This window comes from Escherichia sp. R1, from assembly GCF_003000935.1.
Taxonomy (GTDB): domain Bacteria; phylum Pseudomonadota; class Gammaproteobacteria; order Enterobacterales; family Enterobacteriaceae; genus Escherichia; species Escherichia coli.
Genome location: NZ_PSRU01000006.1, coordinates 1 through 13403, shown reverse-complemented (window position 1 = coordinate 13403; position 13403 = coordinate 1). Strand labels below are relative to the sequence as shown.

The 13403-nt window shown below is 47.4% G+C and carries 13 protein-coding genes and 2 pseudogenes; 9 read left to right on the top strand and 6 right to left on the bottom strand.

Features of this window, described 5'->3' with window-relative positions:
• The first annotated feature begins 86 nt into the window (after window positions 1-86).
• Window positions 87-797: a YnfC family lipoprotein gene (locus C4F37_RS08890; RefSeq protein WP_001350228.1), complete on the top strand. Its 711-nt coding sequence runs from the start codon at window positions 87-89 to the stop codon at window positions 795-797.
• A gap of 2 nt (window positions 798-799) precedes the next feature.
• Here C4F37_RS08890 and speG read toward each other — a convergent pair whose 3' ends face one another.
• Window positions 800-1360, bottom strand: coding sequence for a spermidine N1-acetyltransferase (speG, locus tag C4F37_RS08885; protein ID WP_001138584.1), 561 nt, complete (start codon window positions 1358-1360; stop codon window positions 800-802).
• Window positions 1361-1394: 34 nt separating this feature from the next.
• A complete protein-coding gene (locus tag C4F37_RS08880; RefSeq protein ID WP_000705201.1) occupies window positions 1395-1736 on the bottom strand; it encodes a DUF1283 family protein in 342 nt (113 codons plus the stop codon).
• A 134-nt stretch (window positions 1737-1870) separates the two neighbouring features.
• Between C4F37_RS08880 and C4F37_RS08875 the strand changes: the two genes are divergently transcribed.
• The 5 genes from C4F37_RS08875 (at window position 1871) to C4F37_RS08850 (ending at window position 7622) form a co-directional block, all read left to right on the top strand.
• Window positions 1871-2197, top strand: coding sequence for a YnfA family protein (locus tag C4F37_RS08875; protein WP_000598292.1), 327 nt, complete (start codon window positions 1871-1873; stop codon window positions 2195-2197).
• Between the two features lie 205 nt (window positions 2198-2402).
• A complete protein-coding gene (gene rspA / locus C4F37_RS08865) occupies window positions 2403-3617 on the top strand; it encodes a starvation-sensing protein RspA (RefSeq protein WP_001298659.1) in 1215 nt (404 codons plus the stop codon).
• A gap of 11 nt (window positions 3618-3628) precedes the next feature.
• Complete coding sequence (locus C4F37_RS08860) at window positions 3629-4648, top strand: Zn-dependent oxidoreductase (RefSeq protein ID WP_000836075.1); 1020 nt, start codon at window positions 3629-3631, stop codon at window positions 4646-4648.
• Window positions 4649-4705: 57 nt separating this feature from the next.
• Window positions 4706-6073 carry an MHS family MFS transporter YdfJ gene (gene ydfJ / locus C4F37_RS08855; protein WP_000151242.1) on the top strand — a complete coding sequence of 456 codons (1368 nt, stop codon included), beginning with the start codon at window positions 4706-4708 and terminating at the stop codon, window positions 6071-6073.
• Between the two features lie 88 nt (window positions 6074-6161).
• Window positions 6162-7622: a mannitol dehydrogenase family protein gene (locus C4F37_RS08850; protein ID WP_001538772.1), complete on the top strand. Its 1461-nt coding sequence runs from the start codon at window positions 6162-6164 to the stop codon at window positions 7620-7622.
• Window positions 7623-7657: 35 nt separating this feature from the next.
• Here the strand turns inward: C4F37_RS08850 and ydfZ are convergent, their stop codons facing one another.
• The 3 genes from ydfZ to ydfG form a co-directional block, all read right to left on the bottom strand.
• Window positions 7658-7861 carry a putative selenium delivery protein YdfZ gene (ydfZ, locus tag C4F37_RS08845; RefSeq protein ID WP_000214712.1) on the bottom strand — a complete coding sequence of 68 codons (204 nt, stop codon included), beginning with the start codon at window positions 7859-7861 and terminating at the stop codon, window positions 7658-7660.
• Between the two features lie 177 nt (window positions 7862-8038).
• Entirely contained in the window at window positions 8039-8725 is a 687-nt protein-coding gene (rspR, locus tag C4F37_RS08840; RefSeq protein ID WP_001538771.1) for a DNA-binding transcriptional regulator rspR, read from the bottom strand.
• 88 nt (window positions 8726-8813) lie between these two features.
• Entirely contained in the window at window positions 8814-9560 is a 747-nt protein-coding gene (gene ydfG / locus C4F37_RS08835) for a bifunctional NADP-dependent 3-hydroxy acid dehydrogenase/3-hydroxypropionate dehydrogenase YdfG (protein WP_001296081.1), read from the bottom strand.
• Window positions 9561-9696: 136 nt separating this feature from the next.
• Between ydfG and dcp the strand changes: the two genes are divergently transcribed.
• Window positions 9697-11742 (top strand): peptidyl-dipeptidase Dcp, encoded by a 2046-nt coding sequence (gene dcp, locus C4F37_RS08825; RefSeq protein ID WP_001538770.1) that lies wholly within the window; start codon window positions 9697-9699, stop codon window positions 11740-11742.
• Window positions 11743-11786: 44 nt separating this feature from the next.
• On the opposite strand, the pseudogene C4F37_RS27775 reads toward dcp, so the two are convergent.
• Window positions 11787-11867, bottom strand: a pseudogene (locus C4F37_RS27775) (2-oxo-tetronate isomerase); the annotation flags it as partial.
• A gap of 38 nt (window positions 11868-11905) precedes the next feature.
• Here C4F37_RS27775 and C4F37_RS27770 point away from each other — a divergent pair.
• Window positions 11906-11995 (top strand): annotated as a pseudogene (locus tag C4F37_RS27770) (YdeI family stress tolerance OB fold protein); the annotation flags it as partial.
• Between the two features lie 253 nt (window positions 11996-12248).
• Window positions 12249-13139 (top strand): diguanylate cyclase DgcZ, encoded by an 891-nt coding sequence (gene dgcZ, locus C4F37_RS08810; RefSeq protein ID WP_000592831.1) that lies wholly within the window; start codon window positions 12249-12251, stop codon window positions 13137-13139.
• Window positions 13140-13403 lie beyond the last annotated feature (264 nt).

Below are 13403 nucleotides of genomic sequence, written 5' to 3'. Positions count from 1 at the left end.
TAACTTCTTTAAGCATAGCATTTAACGTGTAAAGTACTGTATTTGCTACTATGATTGAGAATCATCTCTACTCTCAGGTGACTGTTGTGAAATACAAATTACTGCCATGCTTACTCGCGATATTACTCACAGGATGTGACCGCACAGAGGTAACACTTTCATTTACCCCGGAGATGGCCAGTTTCTCTAATGAATTCGATTTTGATCCGCTGCGTGGTCCCGTAAAAGATTTCACTCAGACATTAATGGATGAGCAAGGTGAAGTGACGAAACGTGTTTCGGGGACTTTGTCGGAAGAAGGCTGTTTTGATTCTCTCGAATTACTGGATCTGGAAAATAATACCGTGGTTGCCCTGGTACTGGACGCCAATTATTACCGTGATGCCGAGACGCTGGAGAAAAGAGTTCGTTTGCAGGGAAAATGCCAGCTAGCAGAATTACCTTCTGCCGGGGTGAGTTGGGAAACCGATGATAATGGTTTCGTGATTAAAGCCAGCAGCAAACAGATGCAGATGGAATATCGCTATGATGATCAGGGGTATCCGCTGGGTAAAACCACGAAAAGTAACGATAAAACATTATCTGTCAGCGCCACGCCATCAACGGACCCGATCAAAAAATTAGATTACACAGCGGTTACTTTACTGAATAATCAACGGGTTGGAAATGTAAAACAGAGCTGTGAATATGACAATCACGCCAATCCGGTGGACTGTCAGCTAATCATTGTTGATGAAGGAGTAAAACCCGCCGTCGAACGGGTTTACACCATCAAAAATACGATCGATTATTATTAATACTATTGTGCGGTCGGCTTCAGGAGAGTCTGACCCGGTGTTTTGTGCTCAGCCAGATACTGATGCTGGAATATACACATGCGAATGGCATTACGATATTGACCATTAATAAAGAACTCATGCATCAATTCACCTTCAACCGTAAAGCCAAGCTTGCGGTAAATGTGAATCGCTTTTTCATTCTCTTTATCAACGATCAGATACAGCTTATAGAGATTGAGAACGGTGAAGCCATAGTCCATTGCTAATTTGGCGGCACGGGTTGCCAGACCTTTCCCCTGATACTCCGGGGAGATAATTATCTGAAATTCTGCGCGGCGATGAACATGGTTAATTTCCACCAGCTCCACCAGACCGGCTTTTTCGCCGTCACATTCCACCACAAAGCGCCGTTCGCTCTGATCGTGAATATGCTTATCATACAGATCAGAGAGTTCAACAAAGGCTTCGTAGGGTTCCTCAAACCAGTAACGCATCACACTGGCGTTATTGTCGAGTTGATGTACATAGCGTAAATCTTCACGCTCCAGCGGGCGTAGCTTAACACTGTGGGCGCTTGGCATAACGTGTCCTTACATTCCTTAAATCAATAACAGGTTAGGGGATAATAACGCGGCCAGTTCGACGGTCCAGGCAGCGCAAAGTATTTGGCTCCCAGTAGGCATTGATGTTGGCGCTTTGCTCACATTTATCGCGGTTATCAAAAGCAGCGTCGGCTTTATCCCACTCTTTTTCAGTGCGTTTATTCACTTTCTGGCGCAGATTACGCGTGTCATTCCATTGCTCTTTTTCCATAGCGGCGCGCTGGCGGCTTTGTGCACTGTCGCCAGACTCAATCACCAGTTTGTTAGTTTCGGCATGAACAGTTGTGCTCAATGCCAGTGCGCAAGGCAGCAGAAAAGCGAGCAGGCCGATTCGTTTGCTGAGAGTGATTTTCATAATTCATTCCCTGTATGAATGATTAAAGCTGATTCTACACCATCCACTGCGAACGCAAAACGTTCAAGGAGGGTGTTTATATTGATGATATTATGTCGCCCTATAACTATACGTGATGTCAATAAGTGACAAAGATGATTAAAACAACGTTACTATTTTTTGCTACTGCGCTGTGTGAAATTATTGGATGCTTTTTGCCCTGGCTGTGGTTGAAGCGAAACGCCAGTATCTGGCTGTTGCTTCCGGCGGGGATTTCACTGGCGCTGTTTGTCTGGTTGTTAACGTTGCATCCTGCGGCGAGTGGGCGTGTTTACGCGGCTTATGGTGGCGTTTATGTCTGCACGGCTTTGATGTGGCTGCGCGTTGTGGATGGCGTGAAACTGACTCTTTATGACTGGACGGGGGCGTTGATTGCGCTTTGCGGCATGTTGATCATTGTTGCGGGCTGGGGGCGCACGTAGGAACATAAATCCATTTTATCAATAAGATACGAGGAAGTGTCAGCTGACAAAAGGTATTCTGTTTCATCTTTTGTCAACCATTCACGGCGCAAATATACGCCTTTTTTTGTGATCACTCCGGCTTTTTTTGATCTTCATACTTGTATGGTAGTAGCTCAGTTGCGTAGATTTCATGCATCACGACAAGCGATGCAAGGAATCGAACATGAAGATCGTAAAGGCTGAAGTTTTTGTTACCTGTCCGGGGCGTAATTTCGTCACATTAAAAATCACCACTGAGGACGGTATTACGGGCCTTGGGGATGCCACCCTAAATGGACGTGAGCTTTCCGTGGCCTCTTATTTGCAGGATCACCTTTGTCCGCAGCTTATTGGTCGCGATGCACACCGTATCGAAGATATCTGGCAGTTTTTCTATAAAGGTGCTTACTGGCGTCGCGGTCCGGTTACGATGTCGGCCATTTCAGCGGTTGATATGGCGCTGTGGGATATTAAAGCCAAAGCTGCCAACATGCCGCTTTACCAGTTACTCGGCGGCGCGTCTCGTGAAGGGGTGATGGTTTATTGCCATACCACCGGTCACAGTATTGATGAAGCTCTGGATGATTATGCCCGTCATCAGGAGCTGGGATTCAAAGCCATCCGCGTGCAGTGCGGAATCCCTGGTATGAAAACCACCTACGGCATGTCGAAAGGTAAAGGTCTGGCTTATGAACCCGCAACCAAAGGACAGTGGCCGGAAGAGCAGCTGTGGTCGACGGAGAAATACCTCGATTTCATGCCGAAATTGTTTGACGCGGTACGTAACAAGTTTGGTTTTGATGAACATCTGCTGCATGACATGCACCATCGCTTAACGCCTATTGAAGCGGCGCGCTTTGGTAAGAGCATTGAAGATTATCGCATGTTCTGGATGGAAGACCCGACGCCTGCGGAAAACCAGGAATGCTTCCGTCTCATTCGCCAACATACCGTCACACCCATCGCGGTGGGTGAAGTCTTCAACAGCATTTGGGACTGCAAACAACTGATTGAAGAGCAACTCATCGATTATATCCGCACCACGCTGACCCATGCAGGCGGAATTACCGGTATGCGTCGGATTGCCGATTTTGCTTCGCTGTATCAGGTACGTACTGGCTCACACGGTCCTTCCGATTTGTCACCAGTCTGCATGGCTGCGGCGCTGCACTTTGATCTGTGGGTCCCCAATTTCGGTGTCCAGGAATACATGGGTTATTCCGAACAAATGCTCGAAGTCTTCCCGCACAACTGGACTTTCGATAACGGCTATATGCATCCGGGAGAAAAACCGGGTCTTGGCATCGAATTCGATGAAAAGCTGGCGGCGAAATATCCCTATGAACCTGCTTATCTGCCAGTCGCACGTCTGGAAGATGGCACGCTGTGGAACTGGTAAGGAGTAAGGTAATGAAAAGCATTTTAATTGAAAAACCGAATCAACTGTCGATTATCGAACGTGAAATACCCACCCCGTCAGCGGGTGAAGTACGAGTAAAAGTTAAACTTGCCGGAATTTGTGGTTCAGATAGCCATATTTACCGTGGGCATAATCCTTTTGCGAAATATCCGCGCGTCATTGGTCATGAATTCTTTGGCGTCATTGATGCAGTGGGTGACGGCGTGGAAAGCGCCAGAGTCGGTGAACGCGTTGCTGTCGATCCGGTGGTCAGCTGTGGGCATTGCTATCCGTGCTCTATAGGTAAGCCGAACGTTTGTACGACACTTGCTGTATTAGGTGTGCACGCTGACGGTGGTTTCAGTGAATATGCCGTGGTTCCGGCAAAAAATGCGTGGAAAATTCCTGAAGCAGTGGCCGATCAATATGCGGTGATGATCGAACCTTTTACCATTGCGGCTAACGTTACCGGTCATGGTCAACCGACTGAAAATGATACCGTTCTGGTTTACGGTGCCGGCCCAATCGGCCTGACGATCGTTCAGGTATTAAAAGGCGTCTATAACGTTAAAAATGTGATTGTTGCCGATCGCATTGATGAACGACTGGAAAAAGCGAAAGAGAGCGGGGCAGACTGGGCGATTAATAACAGCCAGACACCGCTTGGCGAGAGTTTCGCTGAAAAAGGTATCAAGCCGACTTTAATTATCGATGCCGCTTGTCATCCTTCAATCTTGAAAGAGGCCGTAACGCTGGCTTCTCCAGCGGCACGTATTGTATTGATGGGCTTCTCCAGTGAACCGTCTGAAGTGATTCAGCAAGGAATTACCGGAAAAGAACTCTCTATTTTCTCTTCACGCTTAAATGCAAATAAATTCCCGGTCGTTATCGACTGGTTAAGTAAAGGGTTAATTAAACCAGAAAAACTAATTACCCATACATTTGATTTCCAGCATGTTGCGGATGCCATTAGTTTATTTGAACAGGATCAAAAACATTGCTGCAAAGTCTTACTCACTTTTTCTGAATAATACCAATAACGGCGAGTAAGTAGTACGCATCTTACCTCTTTTTTAGAGATAACCATTATGACAATAGAAAAACACGAAAGAAGTACTAAGGATTTGGTGAAAGCAGCAGTATCGGGATGGTTGGGCACTGCGCTTGAATTTATGGACTTCCAGTTATATTCGCTCGGCGCAGCGTTAGTGTTTCATGAAATATTTTTTCCTGAATCATCAACGGCAATGGCGTTAATTCTGGCAATGGGAACCTATGGTGCAGGTTATGTGGCACGTATTGTCGGAGCATTTATTTTCGGCAAAATGGGCGACAGAATAGGGCGTAAAAAAGTGCTCTTTATTACCATCACCATGATGGGGATCTGTACCACCTTAATTGGTGTGTTACCGACCTATGCACAGATTGGTGTTTTTGCACCCATCTTGCTGGTGACGCTTCGTATTATTCAGGGGTTGGGTGCAGGTGCGGAAATTTCCGGTGCCGGTACGATGCTGGCGGAATATGCGCCAAAAGGTAAGCGCGGAATTATCTCCTCATTTGTGGCTATGGGAACTAACTGCGGAACCTTGAGCGCAACAGCAATCTGGGCCTTTATGTTCTTCATTCTCAGTAAAGAGGAACTGCTGGCGTGGGGATGGCGTATACCTTTCCTGGCGAGCGTTGTCGTGATGGTCTTTGCTATCTGGTTGCGTATGAATCTGAAAGAAAGCCCGGTCTTTGAGAAGGTTAACGACAGCAACCAACCGACAGCAAAACCTGCACCTGCTGGTAGCATGTTCCAGAGCAAATCCTTCTGGCTGGCAACAGGGCTGCGTTTTGGTCAGGCTGGTAACTCAGGTTTAATTCAGACTTTCCTTGCAGGCTATTTAGTGCAGACGTTATTGTTTAACAAAGCAATTCCAACAGATGCATTGATGATCAGTTCGATTCTCGGCTTTATGACCATTCCGTTCCTTGGTTGGTTATCCGATAAAATTGGTCGCCGGATCCCGTATATTATTATGAATACCTCTGCGATTGTGCTGGCATGGCCAATGCTTTCTATCATCGTAGATAAAAGCTATGCCCCGAGCACCATTATGGTTGCACTGATTGTGATTCATAACTGTGCGGTGCTTGGATTATTTGCTCTGGAAAACATTACCATGGCAGAAATGTTCGGCTGTAAAAACCGCTTTACCCGAATGGCTATTTCTAAAGAAATTGGTGGTCTTATCGCTTCCGGTTTTGGTCCTATCCTGGCGGGGATTTTCTGCACCATGACGGAATCCTGGTATCCGATCGCCATTATGATCATGGCATATTCTGTGATTGGTTTAATCTCTGCGCTGAAAATGCCAGAAGTGAAAGACCGTGATTTAAGTGCGCTGGAAGACGCCGCAGAAGATCAACCACATGTTGTAAGAGCTGCGCAACCGTCCAGAAGTCTGTAAATCCTCAATCCCTTCTCTTACCGGAGAGGGGATTTTTATTCATATAACAAAACATGTAGCTTGCTATATTTAATTTTAAGGAATTGTTATGGGAAATCATTTGTTATCAGCAAAAGCGACGCTCCCTGTTTATGATCGTAATAACCTGGCCCCAAGAATTGTTCATTTAGGCTTTGGTGCATTTCACCGTGCGCATCAGGGCGTGTATGCCGATATTCTTGCTACGGAACATTTCAGTGACTGGGGATATTATGAGGTCAACTTAATCGGCGGCGAACAGCAAATTGCCGATTTACAACAGCAAGATAATCTTTATACCGTTGCGGAAATGTCGGCTGATGCGTGGACGGCTCGCGTCGTTGGCGTCGTTAAAAAAGCCTTACACGTACAAATAGATGGCTTAGAAACCGTGTTGGCTGCGATGTGTGAACCGCAAATCGCGATTGTCTCTCTGACAATCACCGAAAAAGGGTATTTCCACTCTCCGGCGACCGGACAGTTAATGCTTGATCACCCGATGGTCGTTGCCGACGTGCAAAATCCCCACCAACCGAAAACTGCAACAGGGATGATTGTTGAGGCGCTGGCTCGCCGTAAAGCGGCAGGACTTCCCGCATTTACCGTCATGTCATGTGACAACATGCCAGAAAACGGTCATGTTATGCGTGACGTTGTCACTTCCTATGCGCAAGCCATTGATGTAAAACTGGCACAATGGATCGAAGATAACGTGACTTTCCCATCAACAATGGTGGACCGTATTGTGCCCGCAGTGACAGAGGATACGCTGGCGAAAATCGAACAACTTACCGGTGTGCGCGATCCGGCAGGCGTTGCCTGTGAACCTTTCCGCAAGTGGGTAATTGAAGATAACTTTGTTGCCGGACGTCCGGAATGGGAAAAAGCGGGAGCCGAACTGGTTAGTGATGTGCTGCCTTATGAAGAGATGAAGTTGCGCATGCTCAATGGCAGTCATTCATTCCTGGCGTATCTGGGGTATCTTGCCGGATATCAGCACATTAATGACTGCATGGAAGATGAACATTATCGTCATGCAGCGTATGCCTTAATGTTGCAGGAACAAGCGCCGACGCTGAAAGTGCAGGGCGTTGATTTGCAAGATTACGCTAACCGATTAATTGAACGCTATAGCAACCCGGCGTTACGTCATCGAACCTGGCAGATTGCGATGGATGGCAGCCAGAAATTGCCACAGCGGATGTTGGATTCTGTTCGCTGGCATCTGGCGCATGACAGCAAGTTCGATCTGCTGGCGCTGGGCGTCGCGGGTTGGATGCGTTATGTCGGTGGTGTTGATGAACAGGGAAATCCGATAGAAATCAGTGATCCACTGTTACCTGTTATTCAGAAGGCAGTACAAAGTAGTGCTGAAGGGACAGCGCGCGTCCAGTCATTGCTGGCAATTAAGGCGATCTTTGGTGATGATTTACCAGGCAATAGTTTGTTTACGACAAAAGTAACGGAAGCGTACTTGTCTTTATTAGCGCATGGCGCGAAAGCGACCGTGGCGAAATATTCCGTGAAGTAAAAAAAGCAATGCCGCCATCGGCGGCATTCACACGCTTAGTTCATGCCGAGACGAATCAGGTCCAGTGGTGCCAGTTTCTCTTCACAACCTTCAACAACTACGGTTTTTCCGCGGCGGATTTGCTCAGCGGTCAGACCTTCAGTATCAATCGACAGGATCTTGCCAGTGTGACCGGTGCCGCTAACCATAACACGGCTGCCAGTGGTGATTGCGTTACGGTTACGATCGTAGGTCGTCATAGGTGTTTTCTCCTTTCTGATTTACAGTCGAAGCCCACGTAACGGGCGCAATATAAATACTCCTGTCGAGTGAAATATTTTTTGTTTTTGATCAAGCTCACATCTTTTTTGATGCATGCATGAGCCATAAGTCGGGGGGAAAAGACTCTCACCCCGGATGGGATGAGAGGAAATGAATTACTCTTCGCTAAACCAGTCGCTGTTTTCCTGGCGGATCTGGCGCACGGATTCGCTGATTTCCTGCAAATGTTGCGTCATTGCACGTTCTACCGCATCGCCATCACGTTTTTGCAGGGCAGAGAAAATATCAAGATGCTGGCGTAACAGCATTTCTGGTGGAGAAACGTGGTCGAAACTCATATAGCGCACGCGATCAATGGTCGCTTTCAGGTTCTCAATGGTATCCCACGCCAGTTGACAGTCGGCAATCTGCGTCAGGAGTTGATGGAAGTTGTCATCAAGTTCAAAAAAATCATCCAGTTGCTTGCGCTCAATGGCAATGCGTTGCTGGTGAAGATTTTGTTCCAGTTGGTAGCACTGGCTTTCGGTAATCATGCTCGCCGCCCGACGCGCCACCGCGCACTCAATGGCCTGACGGATAAAACTGCCGTTGCGCACCTGGGCCATGGAAATTTTGTTGACGTAGCTGCCACGCTGCGGACGAATTTGAATCAGACCGTTTTCCGCCAGTTTAATAAAGGCTTCACGAACCGGCTGGCGTGACACATTGAAACGAACAGAAACTTCTTTTTCCGACAACGGTGTGCCTGGTGCAATCAGGCAATGGACAATGTCGCGGCGAAGAATACGATAAATCTGCTGATTGACAGGCTGTGTGGGATTAAGTTGCGTTTCGACGGTCATTCGTTCTTGCTTGTGAGTGAGTTAACTGCATGAGTCTACCACTTTTTTGTGACAAGCAATAACCCGGCAGTTACGCCGGGTATAAAAATTACTGACGGTGGACATTCAGTCCGGCATAGCTTTGGGTAACCGGCATCATTTCCAGGGTATTGATATTGACGTGAGCAGGCAGCGTTGACACCCACCAGACGGCTTCGCTGACATCTTCTGGTGTCAATGCAACGGTATTTTGATAGGTTTTTTCCGCTTTACCGTCATCGCCTTTAAAGCGGACATTGGAAAACTCGGTGCCACCCACCAGACCCGGTTCGATGTCGGTGACGCGCACCGCCGTACCATGCAGGTCCGTACGCAGATTCAGGCTAAATTGACGAACAAACGCTTTCGTCGCACCGTAAACGTTACCACCGGCATACGGCCAGCTACCAGCCGTTGAGCCAATGTTAATAATATGACCATGATTACGTTCAACCATACCCGGTAAGACGGCGCGCGTCATATATACCAGGCCTTTGTTGTTGGTATCAATCATCGTTTCCCAGTCTTCAATGCTGGCTTTATGCGCAGGCTCCATGCCCAACGCCAGGCCGGCATTGTTTACCAGGATATCAATATTGCTCCACTCGGCAGGGAGCGATGCCAGCATCTCTTCAATAGCGGCGCGGTTGCGAACGTCCAGTTGGGCGATATACAGATTATCTCCCAGTTCGTCTTTTAACTCCTGTAACCGCTCCTGGCGACGGCCAGTGGCGATAACTTTATGCCCTTGTTGAATAAAACGACGAGTAATGCATTCACCAAAACCTGCCGTTGCTCCAGTTACTAAAACGATCATCTCACTGTTCCTCAACGCTTTTGTGTGTCAATAACATAGCACGTGATGCTTAAGAGCGGGTAATACTGGTTTGCAAGATTGCACTCCGTTATCAGTAAGCCTACGCTATGGAACACCTCGCGTTCAGGAGAAGAAAATGACAACAATGAATCCTTTCCTTGTGCAAAGCACACTGCCGTATCTGGCTCCCCATTTTGATCAAATTGCCAACCATCACTATCGCCCGGCATTCGATGAGGGAATACAGCAAAAGCGGGCAGAAATAGCTGCCATCGCGCTTAACCCGCAAACACCTGATTTCAACAATACTATTCTGGCACTGGAACAAAGCGGAGAATTACTTACCCGCGTTACCAGCGTCTTTTTTGCGATGACTGCGGCGCATACCAATGATGAATTACAGCGTCTTGATGAACAGTTTTCCGCTGAACTGGCGGAACTTGCGAATGATATCTATCTGAACGGGGAATTATTCGCGCGGGTAGATGCTGTCTGGCAACGCCGTGAATCCCTGGGGCTTGATAGTGAATCCATCCGCCTGGTGGAGGTGATTCATCAACGTTTTGTCCTTGCCGGAGCCAAACTTGAGCAAGCTGATAAAGCAAAATTAAAAGTACTGAATACAGAAGCTGCGACCCTGACCAGCCAGTTTAACCAGCGGTTACTGGCAGCAAATAAATCCGGCGGTCTGGTTGTGAACGATGTCGCGCAGCTGGCAGGAATGAGTGAACAAGAGATTGCGCAGGCGGCAGAGGCGGCTCGCGAGAAAGGTCTGGATAACAACTGGCTGATTCCGTTGCTGAATACCACCCAACAACCAGCGCTTGCTGAACTGCGCGATCGCGCGACGCGTGAAAAACTGTTTACTGCGGGCTGGATGCGAGCGGAAAAAAATGATGCCAATGATACCCGCGCTATCATTCAACGTCTGGTGGAGATCCGCGCGCAGCAGGCGAAACTGCTTGGTTTTCCTCATTATGCCGCATGGAAAATCGCCGATCAGATGGCAAAAACGCCAGAAGCAGCGCTCAACTTTATGCGGGAAATTGTTCCAGCGGCGCGTCAACGTGCGAGCGATGAATTAGCCTCCATACAGGCGGTTATCGATAAGCAGCAGGGCGGGTTTAGCGCGCAGCCGTGGGACTGGGCATTTTATGCCGAGCAGGTAAGACGTGAGAAATTCGATCTCGATGAATCGCAGCTCAAGCCATATTTTGAATTAAACACGGTGTTGAATGAAGGCGTATTCTGGACTGCGAATCAGCTCTTCGGTATTAAGTTTGTCGAACGTTTTGATATTCCTGTCTACCATCCTGACGTTCGTGTGTGGGAAATTTTTGATCATAATGGCGTGGGGCTGGCGTTATTTTACGGTGATTTCTTCGCCCGTGATTCAAAAAGCGGCGGCGCATGGATGGGCAATTTTGTTGAGCAATCAACGCTGAATGAAACGCACCCGGTAATTTATAACGTCTGCAATTATCAGAAACCCGCTGCCGGTGAGCCTGCGTTGTTACTCTGGGATGATGTAATAACCTTATTCCATGAATTTGGTCATACGCTGCACGGCCTTTTTGCCCGCCAGCGTTATGCCACGCTTTCCGGCACCAACACGCCGCGTGATTTTGTCGAATTTCCGTCGCAAATCAACGAACACTGGGCAACACATCCGCAGGTATTCGCTCGCTACGCCCGGCATTATCAGAGCAGAGCCGCAATGCCTGACGAACTTCAACAGAAAATGCGTAATGCCAGCCTGTTCAATAAAGGGTATGAGATGAGCGAACTGCTTAGCGCCGCACTTCTCGATATGCGCTGGCATTGTCTGGAAGAAAACGAAGCAATGCAGGACGTCGATGATTTCGAATTGCGGGCGCTGGTGGCGGAAAATATGGATCTTCCTGCTATACCGCCACGCTATCGCAGCAGTTATTTCGCCCATATTTTTGGTGGCGGATATGCCGCAGGTTATTACGCTTATCTGTGGACGCAAATGTTGGCCGATGATGGTTACCAGTGGTTTGTTGAGCAGGGCGGATTAACGCGTGAAAATGGGCGGCGTTTTCGCGAGGCGATTCTTTCCAGAGGTAACAGCGAAGATCTGGAACGCCTGTATCGACAATGGCGCGGTAAGGCACCTCAGATTATGCCGATGCTGCAACATCGTGGCTTGAACGTATAAACACCACCAATGGCTGGCCTGGATTTATCGCCAGACCAGCTTCGTTATAGCAGTAATTGCAGCAACTGGGCGAGGGCAAACTTCACCGCTAATGCGAATGCCGTTTCGCAGTCGCCAGCAAAATTACTTTTTTTGTATACTCTTCCGTTATAATAATTTTCAAATTCAGCCGGACCAGATGATCAACATTAGCGGCAGTCTGGATAAGAAAAGCGCGCCGGCCGTCGTTCGGGTCACTCAGTTGCAGAAATAAAAATAAATTAGCCTGATGGCCTGAACTACTGGGCCATTAGAGTATTGGGTTATGCTATTTGTCATCCTTTTAATTGCGATAATGCAGAGTTAATTTATAGAATTAAACACTTTTTTTTCTGCTGATTTTGTTTTAAATCACAATGTTATCTCAGAGATGCTCATAACTCCGGATTTCTATGAAAATATTGACGTAATTTTGCTTTTCTCTCGTTAGAATAGCGCGCACAAGGAACTGTGAAAAAGGAGTGGCAATGATCAAGAAGACAACGGAAATTGATGCCATCTTGTTAAATCTCAATAAGGCTATCGATGCCCACTACCAGTGGCTGGTAAGTATGTTTCACAGCGTGGTCGCGAGAGATGCCAGTAAGCCAGAAATAACGGATAACCATTCTTATGGACTGTGCCAGTTTGGTCGGTGGATTGATCATCTGGGGCCACTCGATAACGATGAATTACCTTACGTTCGGCTAATGGATTCTGCCCATCAACATATGCATAACTGTGGTCGGGAATTAATGCTGGCTATTGTTGAAAATCACTGGCAGGACGCGCATTTCGACGCTTTTCAGGAAGGGTTGCTTTCTTTTACTGCGGCATTAACCGATTACAAAATTTATTTGCTGACGATCCGTAGCAGTATGGATGTTCTGACGGGATTGCCGGGTCGTCGGGTTCTTGATGAATCCTTCGATCATCAGTTACGCAATGCTGAACCTCTGAATCTTTATTTAATGTTGTTGGATATAGACCGATTTAAATTGGTTAATGATACCTACGGGCATTTAATCGGCGATGTAGTATTACGCACCCTCGCAACTTACTTAGCCAGTTGGACGCGCGATTACGAAACGGTTTATCGCTACGGGGGCGAAGAATTTATCATTATTGTCAAAGCGACTAATGATGAAGAAGCATGTCGTGCAGGTGTCAGAATTTGCCAGTTAGTCGATAACCATGCCATCACACATTCTGAAGGGCATATCAACATTACCGTGACTGCTGGTGTGAGTCGTGCATTTCCTGAAGAGCCTCTGGATGTGGTCATTGGAAGAGCGGACAGGGCAATGTATGAGGGTAAGCAAACCGGAAGGAATCGCTGCATGTTTATTGACGAACAAAATGTGATTAACCGAGTTTAAGCTCCGTTTAACATTCATTGAGAAAACTGATGCTACTGTATCAACGATCCGTTATCAGTGCAGGAAAATGCCTGTTAGCGTAAAAGCAAAACACAAATCTATCCATGCAAGCATTCACCGCCGGTTTACTGGCGGTTTTTTTGTGCACAGAAAACCCCCAGCTAGGCTGGGGGTTCCGGAAAGCTTTCAGCTTTGAGCCAGTTATTAAAACCCCTTTTGATTTGTTAAAACACCTTGCGGTCTGGCAACTGCAAGTGTCAAACA

Bases quoted from the DNA above. Each gene is read 5' to 3' on its own strand.
- C4F37_RS08860 (WP_000836075.1), top strand. From the start codon at position 3,629: ATGAAAAGCATTTTAATTGAAAAACCGAATCAACTGTCGATTATCGAA.
- speG (WP_001138584.1), bottom strand. From the start codon at position 1,360: ATGCCAAGCGCCCACAGTGTTAAGCTACGCCCGCTGGAGCGTGAAGAT.
- ydfZ (WP_000214712.1), bottom strand. From the start codon at position 7,861: ATGACGACCTACGATCGTAACCGTAACGCAATCACCACTGGCAGCCGT.
- ydfJ (WP_000151242.1), top strand. From the start codon at position 4,706: ATGACAATAGAAAAACACGAAAGAAGTACTAAGGATTTGGTGAAAGCA.
- rspR (WP_001538771.1), bottom strand. From the start codon at position 8,725: ATGACCGTCGAAACGCAACTTAATCCCACACAGCCTGTCAATCAGCAG.
- C4F37_RS08880 (WP_000705201.1), bottom strand. From the start codon at position 1,736: ATGAAAATCACTCTCAGCAAACGAATCGGCCTGCTCGCTTTTCTGCTG.
- ydfG (WP_001296081.1), bottom strand. From the start codon at position 9,560: ATGATCGTTTTAGTAACTGGAGCAACGGCAGGTTTTGGTGAATGCATT.
- dgcZ (WP_000592831.1), top strand. From the start codon at position 12,249: ATGATCAAGAAGACAACGGAAATTGATGCCATCTTGTTAAATCTCAAT.
- C4F37_RS08850 (WP_001538772.1), top strand. From the start codon at position 6,162: ATGGGAAATCATTTGTTATCAGCAAAAGCGACGCTCCCTGTTTATGAT.
- rspA (WP_001298659.1), top strand. From the start codon at position 2,403: ATGAAGATCGTAAAGGCTGAAGTTTTTGTTACCTGTCCGGGGCGTAAT.
- dcp (WP_001538770.1), top strand. From the start codon at position 9,697: ATGACAACAATGAATCCTTTCCTTGTGCAAAGCACACTGCCGTATCTG.
- C4F37_RS08875 (WP_000598292.1), top strand. From the start codon at position 1,871: ATGATTAAAACAACGTTACTATTTTTTGCTACTGCGCTGTGTGAAATT.